Annotated in this window: 10 protein-coding genes; 6 read left to right on the forward strand and 4 right to left on the reverse strand. The window is 62.1% G+C overall.

All coding sequences use genetic code 11. From position 1 onward, the window contains the following. Positions 1–41: 41 nt before the first annotated feature. Genes C5J22_RS11510 through C5J22_RS11520 form a run of 3 tightly spaced genes read left to right on the forward strand, consistent with a single transcriptional unit; the run spans position 42 to position 2,773 of the window. Positions 42–917 carry an ABC transporter permease subunit gene (locus tag C5J22_RS11510; RefSeq protein WP_046608687.1) on the forward strand — a complete coding sequence of 292 codons (876 nt, stop codon included), beginning with the start codon at positions 42–44 and terminating at the stop codon, positions 915–917. Next, positions 914–1,702: an ABC transporter permease gene (locus C5J22_RS11515; RefSeq protein WP_105415587.1), complete on the forward strand. Its 789-nt coding sequence runs from the start codon at positions 914–916 to the stop codon at positions 1,700–1,702. The genes C5J22_RS11510 and C5J22_RS11515 overlap by 4 nt, the downstream gene beginning before the upstream one ends. A 9-nt stretch (positions 1,703–1,711) precedes the next feature. Beyond that, a complete protein-coding gene (locus C5J22_RS11520) occupies positions 1,712–2,773 on the forward strand; it encodes an ABC transporter ATP-binding protein (protein ID WP_105400743.1) in 1,062 nt (353 codons plus the stop codon). Positions 2,774–2,858: 85 nt separating this feature from the next. Here the strand turns inward: C5J22_RS11520 and metH are convergent, their stop codons facing one another. After that, on the reverse strand, positions 2,859–6,632 hold the full coding sequence (gene metH / locus C5J22_RS11525) for a methionine synthase (RefSeq protein WP_105438519.1): 3,774 nt from the start codon (positions 6,630–6,632) through the stop codon (positions 2,859–2,861). Between the two features lie 169 nt (positions 6,633–6,801). Between metH and C5J22_RS11530 the strand changes: the two genes are divergently transcribed. Both C5J22_RS11530 and C5J22_RS11535 read left to right on the forward strand, forming a co-directional pair. Further along, positions 6,802–8,058: an AGE family epimerase/isomerase gene (locus C5J22_RS11530; RefSeq protein WP_105438520.1), complete on the forward strand. Its 1,257-nt coding sequence runs from the start codon at positions 6,802–6,804 to the stop codon at positions 8,056–8,058. A 94-nt stretch (positions 8,059–8,152) separates the two neighbouring features. After that, positions 8,153–8,638, forward strand: coding sequence for an MgtC/SapB family protein (locus tag C5J22_RS11535; protein ID WP_105438326.1), 486 nt, complete (start codon positions 8,153–8,155; stop codon positions 8,636–8,638). Between the two features lie 26 nt (positions 8,639–8,664). Here C5J22_RS11535 and C5J22_RS11540 read toward each other — a convergent pair whose 3' ends face one another. From C5J22_RS11540 to C5J22_RS11550, 3 genes are all read right to left on the reverse strand, one after another. Further along, entirely contained in the window at positions 8,665–11,622 is a 2,958-nt protein-coding gene (locus C5J22_RS11540) for a PAS domain-containing protein (RefSeq protein WP_172746596.1), read from the reverse strand. Positions 11,623–11,795: 173 nt separating this feature from the next. Continuing rightward, the gene (locus C5J22_RS11545) at positions 11,796–13,979 is read right to left on the reverse strand and encodes a bifunctional diguanylate cyclase/phosphodiesterase (protein WP_105438328.1); all 2,184 of its coding nucleotides are present in this window, start codon (positions 13,977–13,979) and stop codon (positions 11,796–11,798) included. Positions 13,980–14,196: 217 nt separating this feature from the next. Continuing rightward, on the reverse strand, positions 14,197–15,738 hold the full coding sequence (locus C5J22_RS11550; protein ID WP_105438329.1) for a UbiD family decarboxylase: 1,542 nt from the start codon (positions 15,736–15,738) through the stop codon (positions 14,197–14,199). Between the two features lie 158 nt (positions 15,739–15,896). Between C5J22_RS11550 and C5J22_RS11555 the strand changes: the two genes are divergently transcribed. Beyond that, positions 15,897–16,877, forward strand: a complete 981-nt coding sequence (locus C5J22_RS11555; protein ID WP_105438330.1) for a tripartite tricarboxylate transporter substrate binding protein — start codon at positions 15,897–15,899, stop codon at positions 16,875–16,877. The last annotated feature ends 140 nt before the right edge of the window (positions 16,878–17,017 follow it).

The raw sequence follows: 17,017 nt of genomic DNA on the forward strand, positions 1-17,017 counted from the left end.
GCGTGGGAGCTTTCCCGTTTCCCCCTGGATGGCCAGCATTCATGACCACCGCTTCCACGTCATTCATCGATCGCCGGACAGTCATCGACTGGCTCGGCATCGTGCCGTTCATGGTATTCGCGCTTGCCTTCCTGATCGTTCCGACGCTCTACCTGATCGTCGGCGCCTTCTTCAATCCGGCCGGCGAATTCACGTTTCAGAACATTGTCGATCTCTTTTCGCCTTCCATCCTGAGCGCCTACTGGATCAGCATCCGGGTATCCGTCGCCTCGGCGCTGGGTGGCGCGTTGATCGGCTTTTTCCTCGCCTGGGCAGTCGTGCTCGGCGGCGTGCCGTCCTGGATCCGCTCCAGCCTGCTGACCTTTTCGGGCGTTGCCTCGAACTTCGCCGGCGTGCCGCTCGCCTTCGCCTTCCTGGCGACACTTGGCCGGACCGGGTTGGTCACGATCTTCATGCGGGACTGGTTCGGCTTCAATCTCTATTCGACGGGCTTCAACCTCCTCTCCTTCTTCGGCCTGACGATTACCTACATGTTCTTCCAGATCCCGCTGATGGTGCTGATCCTGACGCCGGCGCTGGACGGATTGAAGAAGGAGTGGCGCGAGGCGTCCGAAATCCTCGGCGCATCCACGTGGCAATACTGGCGCATGGTCGTGCTGCCGATCCTCTGGCCGAGCCTGATGGGCGCCACGCTCCTCCTTTTCGCCAACGCCTTCGGCGCGATTGCGACCGCCTTTGCGCTGACCGGTGCCTCGCTCAACATCGTGCCGATCCTGCTCTACGCCCAGATCCGCGGCGACGTGCTGCATAATCCCAATCTCGGCTATGCCCTGGCCCTCGGCATGATCGTCATCACCGGCATTTCCAACATCCTCTATATCTGGCTGCGCAGCCGCGCCGAACGGTGGCAGAAATGAAGGCGCACAAGATCTTCGCCTGGATCGCGATCGCCATCGGCGCCATCTATTTCCTCGTGCCGCTGATCGGCACGTTCGAGTTCTCGCTGCGCATGCGGCGCGGCGTCTATTCCTTCGATGCCTACCAGTCGGTGTTTACGGACGCTCAGTTCCGCGCCACCTTCGGCTTCTCAATGCTGATGGCGCTGGTGACGATCGTCGTCGGCATGTTCCTCATCGTGCCGACCGCCTATTGGGTCCGGCTGCGCCTGCCGCAGATGCGGCCGGTCGTCGAATTCATCACGCTCCTGCCGCTCGTCATTCCGGCGATCGTCATCGTGTTCGGCTACCTGCGTCTCTACAATTCCTCGTCCTGGATCCCGTTCACCGGCTCGACGCAGGGCACCAACATCCTGCTGACCTTCTCCTACGTGACCCTGGCACTTCCCTACATGTACCGTTCGGTCGATACCGCGATGCGGACCATCGACGTACGGACGCTGACGGAGGCGGCCGAAATTCTCGGCGCCAAATGGCCGACGATCATGTTCCGCTGCATTTTCCCGAACGTCATGTCGGGCGTGCTCTCGGGCGCCTTCATCACGTTTGCGATCGTCATGGGCGAATTCACCATGGCGGCCCTCCTCAACCGTCCGGCCTTCGGTCCCTATCTCCAGCTCGTCGGCGCCAACAAGGCTTACGAGCCTTCTGCGCTGGCGGTCATTGCGTTTGCGATCACCTGGCTCTCGATGGGTCTGATCCAGCTCGTTTCCCGCTTCGGCAAATTGTCGCCGGCCAGGCCTTAAGGAATTTTGATGTCGTTCCTCGTTCTCGAAAGTATCAAGAAGAGTTTCGGCCCGACGCAGGTCGTCAAGGACTTCAACATGTCCATCGAGAAGGGCGAGTTCGTCTCCTTTCTCGGACCCTCGGGCTGCGGCAAGACGACCGTGCTGCGCATGATCGCCGGGTTCGAAAGCCCGAGCGACGGTGCGATCTCGATCAACGGCCGGAACCAGAACGCGCTGAAGACCAATCAGCGCAATATCGGCATGGTATTCCAGGCCTATGCGCTGTTTCCGAACATGAACGTCTTCGACAACGTCGCCTTCGGTTTGAAGGTCGCCGGCAAGTCCAAGACGGAGATCGAAACGCGCGTCAAGGAAATGCTGAAGCTGATCAGCCTCGACCATCTGGCCGACCGTTATCCCTACCAGATGTCCGGCGGCCAGCAGCAGCGCGTGGCGCTTGCCCGCGCGCTTGCGCCAAAGCCGCAGGTCCTGCTGCTCGACGAGCCGCTGTCGGCGCTCGATGCCAAGATCCGCGTGTCATTGCGCGAGGAGATCCGTGAAATCCAGCGCCAGCTCGGCATCACCACCGTCTTCGTGACGCACGACCAGGAAGAGGCCCTGTCGATCTCCGACCGAGTCGTCGTCATGAATGCCGGCCGCGCCGACCAGATCGGCACGCCGTCGGAAATCTACAATCGTCCGACCACCCGTTTCGTCGCCTCCTTCGTCGGCACGCTCAACATCATCGAGGCGACCGTCGTCGATCCGGCGGCCAACACCGTCAAGGTCGGCGAAAACACCATCAGGCTGAGGGAATCGATCGGCGCGCTGAAGGGCGGCGACAAGCTGTCGATCGCGCTGCGCCCGGAAGCCGGTTCGCTCCTGGAAAATGCCAAGGGCGACACGTCGCTCACCGGCCAGGTCCTCTCCTCGCATTTCCTGGGCTCGGTCATCCGCACCAAGCTCGATGTCGGCGGAAACCAGATTTCCTTCGACATGTTCAATTCGCCGGACGCGGTCCTGCCGCAGTCGGGCGAAACCCTGACGCTGCGCTTCAACGCCCACGACTTCCTGATCATCCGCGACTGATCGCGGAGGACTGACGGTCCGCAGACGAAAACGGCATCCTCGCGGATGCCGTTTTGCATTTGAGCCGTATCTGGCGGCAGCCTCCTCAGGCCGCGTCGTCGACCGCATCCTGGCCGGACACCGGCACGTAGTTGAGGACCGGCCCGAGCCAGCGCTCCACTTCCTCGACCGACATTCCCTTGCGCTTGGCATAGTCCTCGACCTGGTCGCGCTCGATCTTGGCGACGCCGAAATAATAGGATGCCGGATGGCCGATATAGAGGCCGGAGACCGACGAACCGGGCCACATCGCGTAGCTTTCCGTCAGGACGACGCCGGTCGCCTCTTCCGCGTCGAGCAGCCGGAACAGCGTCGCCTTTTCCGTATGATCGGGCTGGGCCGGATAACCTGGCGCCGGGCGGATGCCGTGATACGCCTCGGTGATCAGCTCTTCCGCCGAGAACGTCTCGTCGGCCGCATAACCCCAGAACTCCTTGCGGACCTGTTCGTGCATGCATTCGGCGAAGGCTTCCGCGAAGCGGTCGGCAAGCGCCTTGACGAGGATCGAGGAATAATCGTCGTTCGCCCGTTCGAACCGCTCGGCGATCGCCACTTCCTCGATGCCGGCCGTGACGACGAAACCGCCGACATAGTCTTCCAGGCCGGTCGCGACGGGTGCGACGAAGTCCGACAACGCCACGTTCGGGCGGCCATCCCGCTTTGAAAGCTGCTGTCGCAGCGTGAAGAAGGTCGCGAGTTCTTCCGCGCGGCTTTCATCCGTGTAGACGCGAATATCGTCTCCCACCGTATTGGCCGGCCAGAAGCCGATCACCGCCCGCGGCCGGAACCATTTTTCCGTAATGATCTTGTCGAGCATCGCCTGGGCGTCCGCATAAAGCTGGCGTGCCGCCTCGCCCTGCTTCTCGTCTTCGAGGATCGCCGGGAAACGGCCCTTCAGTTCCCATGTCTGGAAGAACGGGGTCCAGTCGATGTATTTCGCCAGTTCCGCGAGATCGTAGGTCTCGAACACCTTCGTGCCGGTGAACTGCGGCTTCTTGGGCTGATAGGACGACCAATCAATCTTTTCGGCATTGGCCCGCGCACGCGCGATCGGGAGACGTGTCTTTTCCGCCTCCGAGCGAGCATGTGCGGCGGCAACCTTGGCATATTCCGCCTGTACCGTGCTGATATAGTTCGATTTTCCGTCCTCGGACAGAAGCGCGGACACGACGCCGACCGCGCGGCTGGCATCCGTCACGTAGATCGCCTGGCCGCGATTGTAGCGCGGGTGGATCTTGACCGCGGTATGCACGCGGCTGGTCGTCGCGCCGCCGATAAGAAGCGGAATGTCGAAACCCTGGCGCTCCATTTCCGAAGCCACATGCGCCATCTCGTCGAGCGACGGAGTGATCAGGCCGGAAAGCCCGATGATATCGACCTTTTCGGCAATCGCCGTTTCCAGGATCTTGGTCGCCGGCACCATCACGCCGAGGTCGATGATCTCGTAATTGTTGCAGGCGAGCACGACCCCGACGATGTTCTTGCCGATATCGTGGACGTCGCCCTTGACGGTCGCCATCAGCACCTTGCCGGCCGATTTTTTCTGGTCGCCGCCATTGAGGCGCTTTTCCTCTTCCATGTAGGGCAGAAGGACGGCGACGGCCTGCTTCATGACGCGGGCGGATTTCACCACCTGCGGCAGGAACATCTTGCCCGAGCCGAACAGGTCGCCGACCACGTTCATGCCGGCCATCAGCGGGCCCTCGATCACATGCAGAGGCCGCTCCGCATTCTGACGCGCCTCCTCGGTATCGCCCTCGATGAACTCGTTGATGCCGTTGACGAGCGCATGCGAAAGGCGCTTCTCCACCGGCCATTCGCGCCAGGCGAGATCTCTCTCCTTGGCTTCCTTGGCCCCGGTCCCGCGATAGCGTTCGGCGATATCGAGCATCCGTTCGGTGGCGTCGTCGCGGCGGTTGAGGACGACGTCCTCGCAGGCCTCGCGCAGGTCCGGATCGATGTTCTCGTAGATCGCCAGCTGGCCGGCATTGACGATGCCCATGTCCATGCCCGCCTGGATGGCGTGATAGAGGAACACCGCATGCATCGCCTCGCGCACCGGCTCGTTGCCGCGGAACGAGAAGGAGAGGTTCGAGACGCCGCCTGAAATATGCACGAGCGGCATGCGCTCGCGGATGGTCTTCGTCGCCTGGATGAAGGCGAGACCGTAGCTGTTATGCTCTTCGATACCCGTGGCCACCGCAAAGATGTTCGGGTCGAAGATGATGTCTTCCGGCGGGAAATCCGCTTCCTCGGTCAGGAGCTTGTAGGCGCGTTCGCAGATCGCCACCTTGCGCTCGTAGGTGTCGGCCTGGCCCTGCTCGTCGAAGGCCATGACCACGACGGCCGCGCCATAGTTGCGCAGCAGCTTGGCCTGGGCGATGAACTTCTCCTCGCCCTCCTTCATCGAGATCGAATTGACGACCGGCTTGCCCTGCACGCATTTCAGGCCCGCTTCCATGATCTCGAACTTGGACGAGTCGAGCATGATCGGCACCCGGGCGATATCCGGCTCTGCGGCGATCAGGTTGACGAATTCGACCATCGCCCGCTGCGAATCGATCAGGCCTTCGTCCATGTTGATGTCGATGACCGACGCGCCGTTTTCCACCTGGTCGCGGGCAATCGCCAGCGCCGCGGTAAAATCCCCGGCGGTGATCAGCTTGCGGAATTTGGCCGAGCCGGTGACGTTGGTGCGCTCGCCGACATTGACGAACGGCACATCCTTGGTGAACTCGAAGGGTTCGAGGCCCGCAAGCGACATGAACGGCCGGTGTTCCGGCACTTCGCGCGGCTTGTGCGGCGCGACCGCTTCGGCAATCGCGCGGATATGCTCCGGCGTCGATCCGCAGCAGCCGCCGACGACGTTGACCAGGCCTTCCGCCGCAAACCCTTCAATCTGGCGAGCCATGTCATCAGGCGATTCGTCGTAACCGCCGAACGAATTCGGCAGGCCGGCATTCGGATAGGCGGAGATGAACGTGTCGGCGACGCCCGAGAGTTCCTGCAGGTGCGGCCGCATCGCATCGGCGCCGAGCGCGCAGTTGAGGCCGACCGTGAAGGGCTTCGAATGACGGATGGAGGACCAGAAGGCCGACGGCGTCTGGCCGGACAGCGTGCGGCCGGAAAGGTCGGTGATCGTGCCGGAGATCATCACCGGCAGGCGGATGCCCTTCGCCTCGAAACGCTCGGCGCAGGCGAAGATCGCGGCCTTGGCGTTGAGCGTATCGAAGATCGTCTCGATCAGGATGATGTCGGCGCCGCCGTCGATCAGCCCGTCGAGCTGTTCGCCGTAGGCTAGCCGCAGGTCGTCGAATGTCACCGCCCGGTAACCGGGATTGTTGACGTCGGGCGAGATCGAGGCCGTCCGGTTGGTCGGGCCGATGGCGCCGGCCACGAAACGGCGGCGACCGTCTTCCTTCTGCGCCCGAAGCACCGCACGCCGGGCCAGCCGCGCACCGTCACGGTTCAGGTCGTAGACCGCGTTCTCCATCTGATAGTCGGCCTGGGCGATGCGGGTCGACGAGAACGTATTGGTCTCGATGATATCGGCGCCGGCCTTGGCGTAGCGATAATGGATTTCCTCGACCGCCTGCGGCTGCGAGAGAATCAGGAGGTCGTTGTTGCCCTGCTGGTGGCAGGCGCATCCGGCAAATCGCTCGCCGCGAAAATGGCCTTCGTCAAAACCCAGGCCCTGGATTTCGGTGCCCATCGCACCGTCGAGGATGAGGATGCGCTCACGAGCCGCGGCCTTGAGTGCCGAGAGAATCTCCGCGCCATCGCGCGCGGCGGCTTCGGGACCAAAGAGTTCGTCGAACATGGCACTGCCCTTCATCATTTCCGGATGGCTCAATAACCGCATAAAGATATGTTTATGTCAATATATAACCAGCATGTCGTGCGATATAGAATAGTCGATGACATGAAACCGGCCGGGCGTTATAGGCGTTCTGATCCCAATGCGCCGCCGTAGCGATTCCGAGGTTTTCATGAGCGACACCGGTCAGACAGAAGCCAAGTGGGCGAGCCTTCCCTATCATCGTCGCTGGCTCCTGAACGAGGCCGACGGGCTCTTCGATTTTTTCCAGTACCGGGCGATGAACCCAAAGGGCGGCTTCTTCGATCTCGACGACCAGGGCTTGGCCCTTGGCGGCGCCAATCCGACGCGGGGCATCCATGCCTCGGCGCGTATGGTCCATTGTTTCTCGATCGGCTACCTGCTCGGCCGGCCAGGCTCCGGCGATATCATCGACCACGGCATGCGCACTCTCTGGGAGCGCCATCGCGATAGCGAATATGGCGGTTATTTCTGGCAGGTCAACGATGACGGCGCAGCCGATTCGGCCAAGCAGGGTTACGGCCACGCCTTCGTGCTACTCGCCGCCTCCTCGGCAAAGGTCGCCGGCCATCCTCTCGCCGACAAGATGCTTGCCGACATAAGCGAGGTCCTCGAAACTAAGTTCTGGGAACCGCGCCATGGCGCGATCGCGGAAGAATTCGCCCGCGACTGGTCGCCGATCGACGGCGGCAGCTATCGCGGCCAGAATTCCAACATGCACCTCACCGAAGCGCTGATGGCCGCTTTCGAAGCGACCGGCGAGAAGGCCTATCTCGACAAGGCGGAAAGCATCGCCGACCTCGTCATCCGCCGCTCCGCCGGCAGCGTCGGGTTCCGGGTCGCCGAACATTTCGATCCGGAATGGACGATCGACAAGGACTATTACCACCCCGACGAGATGTTCCGCCCCGCCGGCACCACGCCCGGCCACTGGCTGGAATGGTCGCGCCTCTTGCTGCAGCTCTGGACACTCGGGGACAAGAAGCACGGCTGGATGCCGGATGCGGCGAAATCGCTGTTCATCCAGTCCATGTCACTGGGCTGGGACAAAGAGAAGGGCGGCTTCTTCTATACGCTCGACTGGAACGACAAACCCGCCAAGACCAACAAGCTCTGGTGGCCGATCTGCGAGGCAGCCGGTGCCGCGCATTTCCTCAATGAGCACCTGCCGGCCGACGATTTCTACGAGGACAGCTACCGGCGGATCTGGGGCACGATCGCCAACCGTTTCATAGATCACAAGAACGGCGGCTGGCACGAGGAACTGACCGAGGATCTCGTCCCGGCCCACACCCTCTTCCCCGGCAAGGGCGATATCTATCACGCCCTGCAGGCCTGCCTCATTCCGCTCTTTCCGGCAAACGGCAGCCTGACGAAGGTCATCGCCGAGGCCGAGGGGCGTATCTGAGGCATGCCGTCACGTCACCCCGTGGTGACGGAACTATCCATGCCTGCGTCAGTTTCCCGTGTCACCGAGTTGTAACATCGGGATATCGTGAACCATGCTCAACGTTCTCGCGGAAGAGTTTTCGCACGAGGCGCCCGTTGCGATCGAAGTGCTTCTGGTGAGGCTGGTCGGCGCAACACTCCTCTGCGGCCTGATCGGCCTGGAACGCGAGTTCCGCAACAATTCCGCCGGCCTGCGCACCAACATGCTGATCGGCCTCGCATCCGCCGTGTTTACCCTCGCCGGCCTACAGATCATGCATGAATTCGGAAACCATCCCGATACGGTCCAGATCGACCCGATCCGTCTTATCGAGGCCGTCACCGCCGGGATCGCTTTTCTCGCCGCCGGCGTCGTCTTCCAGATGCGCGGCGACGTGAAGGGCCTGACCACCGGCGCCAGCATGTGGCTGTCGGGCGCGATCGGCCTTTGCGTTGGCCTCGGCATGTGGATCGTCGCAGTAACGGCGACCGGCGCCGGCATCATCGTCCTCTGGCTGCTGCGCAAGACCGAAGTGGCCGCGGGCTTGAAAGACGAATAGCGGCAAGGCATCGGAGATAATGCGGATCACTCGCCCGAGCGCGGCGTCACCATTGCCCGGATGCGGGTCGTCAGCAGTTCGTAGTCATAGGGCTTGGTAATCAGCGCGGTATTGCCGAGCGTCTCCGATCCCGGCACGTTGCGGTCGCCGGTCGCGAAGATCACCGGCAGATCGGCCAGCGTTTCGCGCAATTTCAAGGCGAGCTGCAAGCCGCTCATTTCCGGCAGATGGACGTCGGTGACGAGAATGTCGACGCGATCGCTAGCGGCCGCGGCAAGCGCTTCGGCAGCCGATCCGGCCTCGATCACGGTCATGCCCGCATCCTGCAGGAAATCGGCCGTCGAGATGCGGATCAGCGCCTCGTCCTCCACCAGCAGAACGGAGATCGGTAAGTCCGGCGCCGATGGTTGTTCGACGGCAGGTTTGGCCGACGCTGCCTCGGCCGAACTTGCATCGGCCAAACCCGCCCCCGAAGCGCTTTCCGGTAAGCGCGGCTGTGGAGCCTGCCGATTCTGATCGATCACCTGGCGGATTTTTCGGGCGAGCGCCTCCCGCGTATAGGGCTTGCTCAGGAGATTGACGCCAGGGTCGAGCCGCCCGCCATGCACGATCGAATTTTCAGTGTAGCCCGAGGTGAACAGCACGCCGAGATGCGGCAGCCGCTCCTTGGCTCTTTTGGCGAGATCGCGGCTTTTCAACCGGCCCGGCATCACCACGTCCGTGAACAGGCAGTCGATCGGCACACCGCTTTCGATGATCGCGAGCCCGCTGTCGGCATCCTTGGCCCGCAGGACCCGGTATCCCAGTTCGGCAAGCAGGCTGACGGTGATTTCCCGAACTGCTTCGTCGTCCTCGACGACCAGGATCGTCTCGTTTCCGCCGAGGGCAGCGCCACCGGTATTTTCGGCGACCACATCCTCGTCCTCCATCGATCGCGGAAGATAGATCCGCACCGTGGTGCCGTTTCCCGGCTCGCTGTAGATCCGTATATGGCCGCCGGACTGTTTGACGAAACCGTAGACCATCGACAGGCCGAGCCCCGTCCCCTTGCCCTCCGGCTTGGTGGTGAAGAAGGGATCGAAGACCTTGCTCAGAATGTCGGCCGTCATGCCCGTACCGGTATCGGTGACCGCCAGCATCACGTATTGGCCGGCCTCGATGTCGAACGTGCGGCTCGCATATTCGTCATCGAGGTAGGCATTGCCGAGTTCGATCGTCAGCTTGCCCTGCCCGTTCATCGCATCGCGTGCGTTGATCGCGAGGTTGAGGAGCGCATTCTCGACATTGCTCGGATCGACAAGCGTGTTCCACAGCCCTCCGCCCACGATCGTGTCGATCTCGATCGCTTCGCCGAGGCTGCGCCTCAGGAGATGGTCCATCTCGCGGATCAGGCGGCTCAGATTGATCACCTTCGGCGAAAGCGGCTGGCGGCGGCCGAAGGCGAGAAGCTGCGAGGCAAGCCGGGCGCCGCGCGAAGCCCCTGCAAGCGCGCTGTTCAACCGCCTTTCGGCAACTTCGTTGCCGGCAAATTCCCGGCCGAGGAGCTGGAGATTGCCGGTGATCACCTGCAGGAGATTGTTGAAATCGTGGGCGATGCCGCCTGCGAGATTGCCGATCGCCTCCATCTTCTGGCTCTGGCGAAGCACTTCCTGCGTCCGCTCGAGCTCGATCGTTCTTTCCTCGACGCGGTGGCCGAGGGTTTCCGCAAGGCTCGAAAGCTCCGATTCTGTCTTCTTCTGCTCGTCGATATCGGTATTGGTGGCAACCCAGAGGGTGATCTCGCCCTCGGCATTCTTGATTGGCACCGCGCGGCTGATGAACCAGCGATAGACGCCGTCGTGGCGGAGAAGGCGGATTTCCGTCTCCAGCCGGCTTCCGGTGCGCAAGGCCTCGCCCCAGGCAGCGGCAATCCGGGGCGAATCATCCGGATGGAGCATCTCGGAGCGCCGCTCCCTGTCGAAATAGAAGGACTCCAGGCCGCTATAGGTGAAGATCTGGTCGTTGCACCATTGCATCCGGCCATCCGGCGTCGCCGTCCACACATGTGTCGGCAAGGACTGGGCAAGCGTCCTGAAACGGTCCTCGTTTTCGCGGGCCGCCTCCTGTGCACGGCGAAGCTCCGTAACGTCCTGGCCCTGCACGAAAATGCCGCTGACCATCCCGTCGTGATCGCGGATCGGCTGATAGACGAAATCGAGAAAGCGCTCTTCCGGCTGAACGCTTTCAGAGGGCTGGAGAACGACCCGCGCGCCATAGGCGCTATAGGGAGTACCCGTCCGGTAAACCTCGTCGAGCAATTCGTAAAAGCCCTGGCCGGCAATATCCGGCAGTGCCTCGCGCACCGTCTTGCCGATCAGGTCCTCGCGGCCGACGATCGTCCGGTACGACCTGTTGACGATCGAGAAAATATGCTCCGGGCCGCGCAGCACGGCCATGAAGCCGGGCGCCTGCTCAAACAGCATGCGCAGATATTCCCGCTCCTCGCCGAGCGCGGCATTCTGCCCCTGAACCGCATCGGCCCGGCGCATCAGATCCGTATGCACCTTGAGTACGCCGTCGCCCGCGGACCGGCTGCGCAGCAGGTGAAGTTCGGTTACGTCCACCGTATGCTGCAGGATAAAGATCAGCCGCCCCGCCTCGTCCTTGATCGGCGTATGGGTTGCGCTCCAGTAACGATCCTCGAGCTCTCCATCAGGACCTGGGATCGGATAGGGAATGAGCGGCAGGTGATCAACCTCGGCGGTGGAAAGGACCTTGGCGAAGGACTGGCGCAGCAGCCGGCCCGGGACAGAATCCGGTTCGCTTGGAAACGCATCGAACATGGTACGGTCGACAAGCTCTTCACGGCTGCGCCCCGTCACCGCCAGATAAGCGTCGTTCATTCCGACAAGCCGCAATTCCCGGTCGAGTATGACATAGGGATTGGGTGAGAGATTAAACAACTGATTCAGATCGATTTCGGAAAGCTCCGTCAGTCTGAACATGCGCCGTCCCTGATGCCAATGCATCACAGGTTATAGGGCTTCCGCTAATATTGACAATTGAAATCAGGAGGGTTGAGGAAATCTCCCACGGGATTATCGCGATACGCTAAAAGACACCTAACGCCCCGATTTTGCTCCCGGTTTCGGCACTGCCTGGTGCCGGAGGAGGCGAATTATTTGGTCCCGATACGCCGCCTTTCCATCGGCTGGACGAAGAGCCGGGCAACCTCCTCGGCCGGCATCGCCTTGCCGTAACGATAGCCCTGCCCCGCCTCGCAGCCCATCAGGCGAAGCGCCGCCTCCTGCTCCTCGGTCTCGATACCTTCGGCAATCGTCTTCAACCCCAGTTCCTTGCTAAGCATGATCATCGCCCGGGTGATGGCGGCATCGCGCGGTTTGGTCAGGAGGTCCCGAACGAAGCCCATGTCGATCTTGAGCGTCGTCAGCGGATAACGCTGCAGCGAGCCGAGCGAAGCATAGCCCGTGCCGAAATCGTCGAAAGCAATGCCGACGCCGAGTTCGCTCAGCGCCTGGATCGATTCGAGCGACTGATCGTCGTCGTTGAGCGTGACCGTTTCGGTGATCTCGATCTCCAGGAGCCTCGGATCGAGGGCATAGCGCGCAATCAGGTCGATGACGCTGCGCGCCAGATCGCCGGCCCGGACCTGCGCGGGAAACAGGTTGATGCCCATCTTGATCGGCGGATACCCGGCCGCATTCCAGGCGGCCATCTGGCGGCCCGCCTCGTCCAGCACCCAGAAACCCACGTCGAGCGCGATCGAACTCTGCTCCAGAGCCGGGAGAAAGGCCGCCGGCGACAGGAGCCCGCGCTCCGGATGCTGCCAGCGGATGAGCGCCTCGACGCCGAATACCTCGCCGGTGTCTAGCGTCACCTGCGGTTGGTAGTGCAGCACCAACTCTTTCTTGTTCAGCGCCCGCAGCAGTTCGTCCCGCAGCATTCGCTTTGCCAGGGTCTCGTTGCGCATCGACTGTTCGAACATGCGCACGACCCGGCCGCCGGCCTGCTTGGCCCGGTAGAGCGCAAAGTCGGCACTGGCGATGAGCTCCTCGCAATCGGAACCATGGTTCGGCGCGAGCGAAAAGCCGACGCTCGCCCCGACGCGGAACGTGTGCCCGGCAACCTCGAACGGTATCTTGAAAGCCTCGATGACCGCATTTGCAGTTTTCTGGGCGACGAGAGGATCCCCGGTTCCGGGAATGAGAATGGCAAACTCGTCGCCGCCGAACCGGGAGACCGTGACGTTGCGGTCGAGAACGGCCGGCAATCTGACACCGATCGCCTGCAGCAGGGAATCGCCGATGCCGTGCCCCAGCCGATCATTGACGTCCTTGAAACCGTCGAGGTCGAAGAGCAGCACGGCGAGCGGCCGGTTGCGCGCCAGTTCCTCGCGCAGAAGGTCTTCGAAACGAGGCCGATTACACAAGCCGGTGAGCGTATCCTGGCTTGCCAGCCTCAGGAGCCGAACGTCGCGGTCGCGGCGTTCGGATATGTCCTTGATGATGGCGCCCACGCCGACGCCGCGCTGATCGTGCCAGATCGAAAGCGCCATCTCGACCGGGAACTCCGAGCCGTCCTTGCGGCATGCCGAAATCTCGACGGTCTTGCCCTTGAGCATGGAATTGCCGCCCGCGGCCACGCGCGCGAGACCGGCGTTGTGAGCGGCGCGGAAACGTTCGGGCACGATCAGGTCGAGCGAGCCGCCGACCATCTCCTCCCGACTGAAACCGAACATATCGAGCGCCGCCTGGTTGACGAACTCGACCCGGCCGGTGGGATCGACGGTGATCAGCGAGAGATCGGTGGCATCCGCAAAGTTGGCAGCCGTCGCCTGCGGTATGCCCTCGCGACGCAATTCCATGTGCTCCATGACCATGGCGGCAAGGCCGGCGAGCGTCCGCCTTTCCCGTTCGGAAAAGCTTTCCCGCACCTGCGTGTCGGCGATGCACAGCGCTCCGAGCCGGAAACCGTCCGGCGAGATCAGCGGCGCACCGGCATAAAACCGGATGAATGGTTCGCCTGTGACGATCGGCAGGCCGGAGAACCGCACATCGAGCCGGGCGTCGGACACCACCAGAACATCGTCCGTGCGGATCGTGTGATCACAAAAGGATTCGGATCGGTCGGTCTCCTGGATATCGAGACCCGAACAAGCTTTAAACCATTGCCGATCCTCTTCGATCAGCGTCACGAAAGCCATGCGCGTGGAAAAAAGCTCGGAGGCAAAACGGCAGATTCGGTCGAAGCGGTTTTCAGGCCCGGAGCCCGCGATGCGGTAGTTCGCCAAAGCGTCGAGCCGTCTGCGCTCCGCAATATCGATGCTGTCGGCGTAAGACATCTCTGCTCCAGAGGAGGGCGGGTAGTAGGACTACCATAGAAATCCATCCATTAGAGAAAGCATAACGGGGCGCCCCCAAGAAATGAATGGTGTTTGACGGGGTCCTCGCCCGTTCGGCCCGATGTAAGAGAGCTTTCTCGACTTAAAATGAAAAACCTCCCGGATTTACATCCGGAAGGCTGCTTCGGTAAGGCACAATGTCCCGAAATGGATCATCCTATCGGGGAAGATAGTAACGGCCGCGCTCGTCGCGCTCCAGCCCCTTGGAGCGAAAGGTGTCGAGTTCGCGGACGACCTCGCGGCCATCGCGGCTGCCGACGGCGGCCATCAACTCCTCGAAATGTTTGGCGCCATCCTTCAAAGCCGCTTCGAGCGACGGAAAACGCTTGCCGGGATAGGACGGAGCCTGCGGCGTGACGAGCTCCCAGCTATGGGCATGCTGCATCGGCCAGGTCAGGTCGTAGCCGGCCTTGGCGCCGGAGCGGGAGCCGTGAAGCGACGGATCGAGCGGCGACAGCCGAACGCCGGTGGCGATCACCAGATCCCGGTCGGCCTGGAAGCGGGTACCGAACGCCCATTCCATCTGGCTGTCGTCGAAGATGTCGATATCCGGATCGACGACGAAGACGTTCTTGACGCCGACGGCGCCGAGAACCGCATAGAGTGCCGAACGGGCCTCGCCCGGATAGGTCTGGCGGATGGAGAAGCGCATGCTCATCGAGCCGCCGGCGGCGACCGGCGCATAGACGGCGACCGGCTGGCGCACGACGTCGCGGAGCGTCTTCCAGACGTTCATCTCCATACGCAGCGCTTCAAGGTTGGAGGTATCGGTGAAGTCCATGCGATTGCCGCTGATGGTCGCGGTCTGGAAGAGCGCGTCCCTGCGGTGGGTGATGGCGGTGACATGGAAGACCGGATTGGTCTTCACGACGCCGTAATAGCCGAGATATTCGCCGTAGGGCCCTTCCTTCTCCACGTAACCGCGCTCGTCGAAATAGCCTTCGATGACCATTTCCGCGTCGGCCGGGACCATGATGTCGTTGGTGACGCATTTGACGACCGGCAGCGGCGCCCCGCGCAGGGAGGAGATCAGTTCCAGTTCGTCGACCGGCTCCTTCATGGTGGCCGACACCATGTCGATCGGATGGCAGCCGACCACATAGGCAACGTTCAGCCGCTCGCCCCGCTCGGAAGCGGCCATGTACATGACGCGCAGGTCGCTCGGCGCAATCAGGTCGACGCCCGCTTCCTTTGGGCCGCGCAGCATCAGCCGGCGCATGCCGCAATTGTAGCGGCCGTCCTTCGGGTCGATCGTATAGTCGATCGTCGCGGAAATGTAGGGCGCGCCATCGAGCGCGTGCTGCACGTGGACCGGCAGCTTGAGGAGGTCGGCGTCCGCGCCGGATAGCACCACCTGCTGCACGGGCGCCTCGTCACCGGAAAGCTTCACCAGTTCCGGCTTCAGCGACAGGCGGCGGCGCATCTCGAGCGCCACGTCGCCGGCGGGCACCCCGAAAGCCTTTGCGAGACGGGAGCGGCTGCCGACCACGTTGCCGATCAGCTGCTGGCCTTCGGGGCCGGCATTTTTGAACCAGACGGCCTTCGGGTTGTTCTGCAGGATCGCCGCGACATCGGCCAGATCGACCTTCTCCTCACGGATCTCGAGCTCGTCGGCGCTCAGGCTCTCGACGAAATTCTTCAACCGGAAACGGTCGAGATCAAGCGCGGCGGCGGATTGAGTTGTCGTATTGGCGGTCATTCTTCCTCTCCCGAAAACGCGTTTCTGCGTAGGACGGTTTTTAGCCAGAACAGTTGATTAAATCAAATATAATTATACAATGTTGTATCAGGTCGCATCGGGGAGGTGTGGCCGACCGGCGTCGACTGCGAGACCTGGTCATCCATGGGAGGAAGTTCATGCAGACTGTCACTCGTCGTTTCATGCTTGCCGCATCGGTCGCCGTTGCCGGTAGCGCCCTCGGTCTTTCGCCGGCCGCGGCCCAGGCGGATTATCCAAATCAGACCATCAGCATGATTTGCGCGTTCCCGGCCGGCAGCGGCGCCGACGTCATCGTCCGCTTTTTCGCCGAGAAGATCGCCAAAGTCTCAGGCGCCACCATCATCGTCGAAAACAAACCCGGCGCCGGCGGCAACATTGCCGGACAGTACGTCACGCGCTCCAAGCCGGACGGCTATACGATCTTCTTCCACACCGGCAGCGCCGTTGCCGGCAACATGCACATGTTCAAGACGCCGCCCTTCGACGTGGTGAAGGACCTGCAGGTCGCGGCCACCGTCAACAAGCAACCGCACATGATCGCTGTTCCGGTATCGAGCCCGATCAAGACCATGAAGGAATTGACCGAATACCTGAAGAAGGAAGGCTCGAACGCGAGCTATGCCGTCAACAACACGTCGGGCAAGGTGCTGGCAGCCATCTACAAGCAGGAAGCCGGTCTCGAAACGGTCGAGGTCGCCTATAAGAGCAGCGCCGATTCGATGAACGACATTTTGAGCAGTGCGATGGCCTTTGCTGCCCAGGATCCGGTCTTCTCCCTGTCGCAGTTCCGCGAGGGCCGCTACCGCCTGCTGGCCGTCAGCTCAGCGAAGCGGATTCCGGGCGCTCCCGACGTTCCGACCATGACCGAAGCCGGTTATCCGATGGATCAGGTCGGCTGGTTCGCGATGATGGTTCCCTCGGCGACCCCGAAGGATATCGTCAACAAGATCAATGGCTGGACCAGGCAGGTCCTCGGCCAGGAAGACGTCAGGAAGTTCGTGACCGATCAGGGCGGCGACGTGTTCGTCTCGACGCCGGAAGAAGGTCAGGAGTACCTCAAGAAGGAGGTCGCGGCCTGGGCCGGCTACGTCAAGGTTGCCAATATCCCGCAGCAGTGAACCCTTTGGCCTCGCGGTTCGTTGCATAGGCGGAAGCGGCGCACCGTCGCCGCTTCATTCGTGCCGGCATCCGCCCGCACGTCGGCACAAATAAACGCGCAAAAGTATATGCTTTTTAACCTACAACCGCTTCCGCCGTT

This window comes from Neorhizobium sp. T25_13 (assembly GCF_002968675.1).
Taxonomy (GTDB): domain Bacteria; phylum Pseudomonadota; class Alphaproteobacteria; order Rhizobiales; family Rhizobiaceae; genus Neorhizobium; species Neorhizobium tomejilense.

Excerpts from the sequence above, each read along its gene's own strand:
- C5J22_RS11535 (WP_105438326.1), top strand. The coding sequence starts at position 8,153 with ATGCTCAACGTTCTCGCGGAAGAGTTTTCGCACGAGGCGCCCGTTGCG.
- C5J22_RS11520 (WP_105400743.1), top strand. The coding sequence starts at position 1,712 with ATGTCGTTCCTCGTTCTCGAAAGTATCAAGAAGAGTTTCGGCCCGACG.
- C5J22_RS11530 (WP_105438520.1), top strand. The coding sequence starts at position 6,802 with ATGAGCGACACCGGTCAGACAGAAGCCAAGTGGGCGAGCCTTCCCTAT.
- C5J22_RS11545 (WP_105438328.1), bottom strand. The coding sequence starts at position 13,979 with ATGTCTTACGCCGACAGCATCGATATTGCGGAGCGCAGACGGCTCGAC.
- C5J22_RS11555 (WP_105438330.1), top strand. The coding sequence starts at position 15,897 with ATGCAGACTGTCACTCGTCGTTTCATGCTTGCCGCATCGGTCGCCGTT.
- C5J22_RS11515 (WP_105415587.1), top strand. The coding sequence starts at position 914 with ATGAAGGCGCACAAGATCTTCGCCTGGATCGCGATCGCCATCGGCGCC.
- C5J22_RS11540 (WP_172746596.1), bottom strand. The coding sequence starts at position 11,622 with ATGTTCAGACTGACGGAGCTTTCCGAAATCGATCTGAATCAGTTGTTT.
- C5J22_RS11550 (WP_105438329.1), bottom strand. The coding sequence starts at position 15,738 with ATGACCGCCAATACGACAACTCAATCCGCCGCCGCGCTTGATCTCGAC.
- metH (WP_105438519.1), bottom strand. The coding sequence starts at position 6,632 with ATGTTCGACGAACTCTTTGGTCCCGAAGCCGCCGCGCGCGATGGCGCG.
- C5J22_RS11510 (WP_046608687.1), top strand. The coding sequence starts at position 42 with ATGACCACCGCTTCCACGTCATTCATCGATCGCCGGACAGTCATCGAC.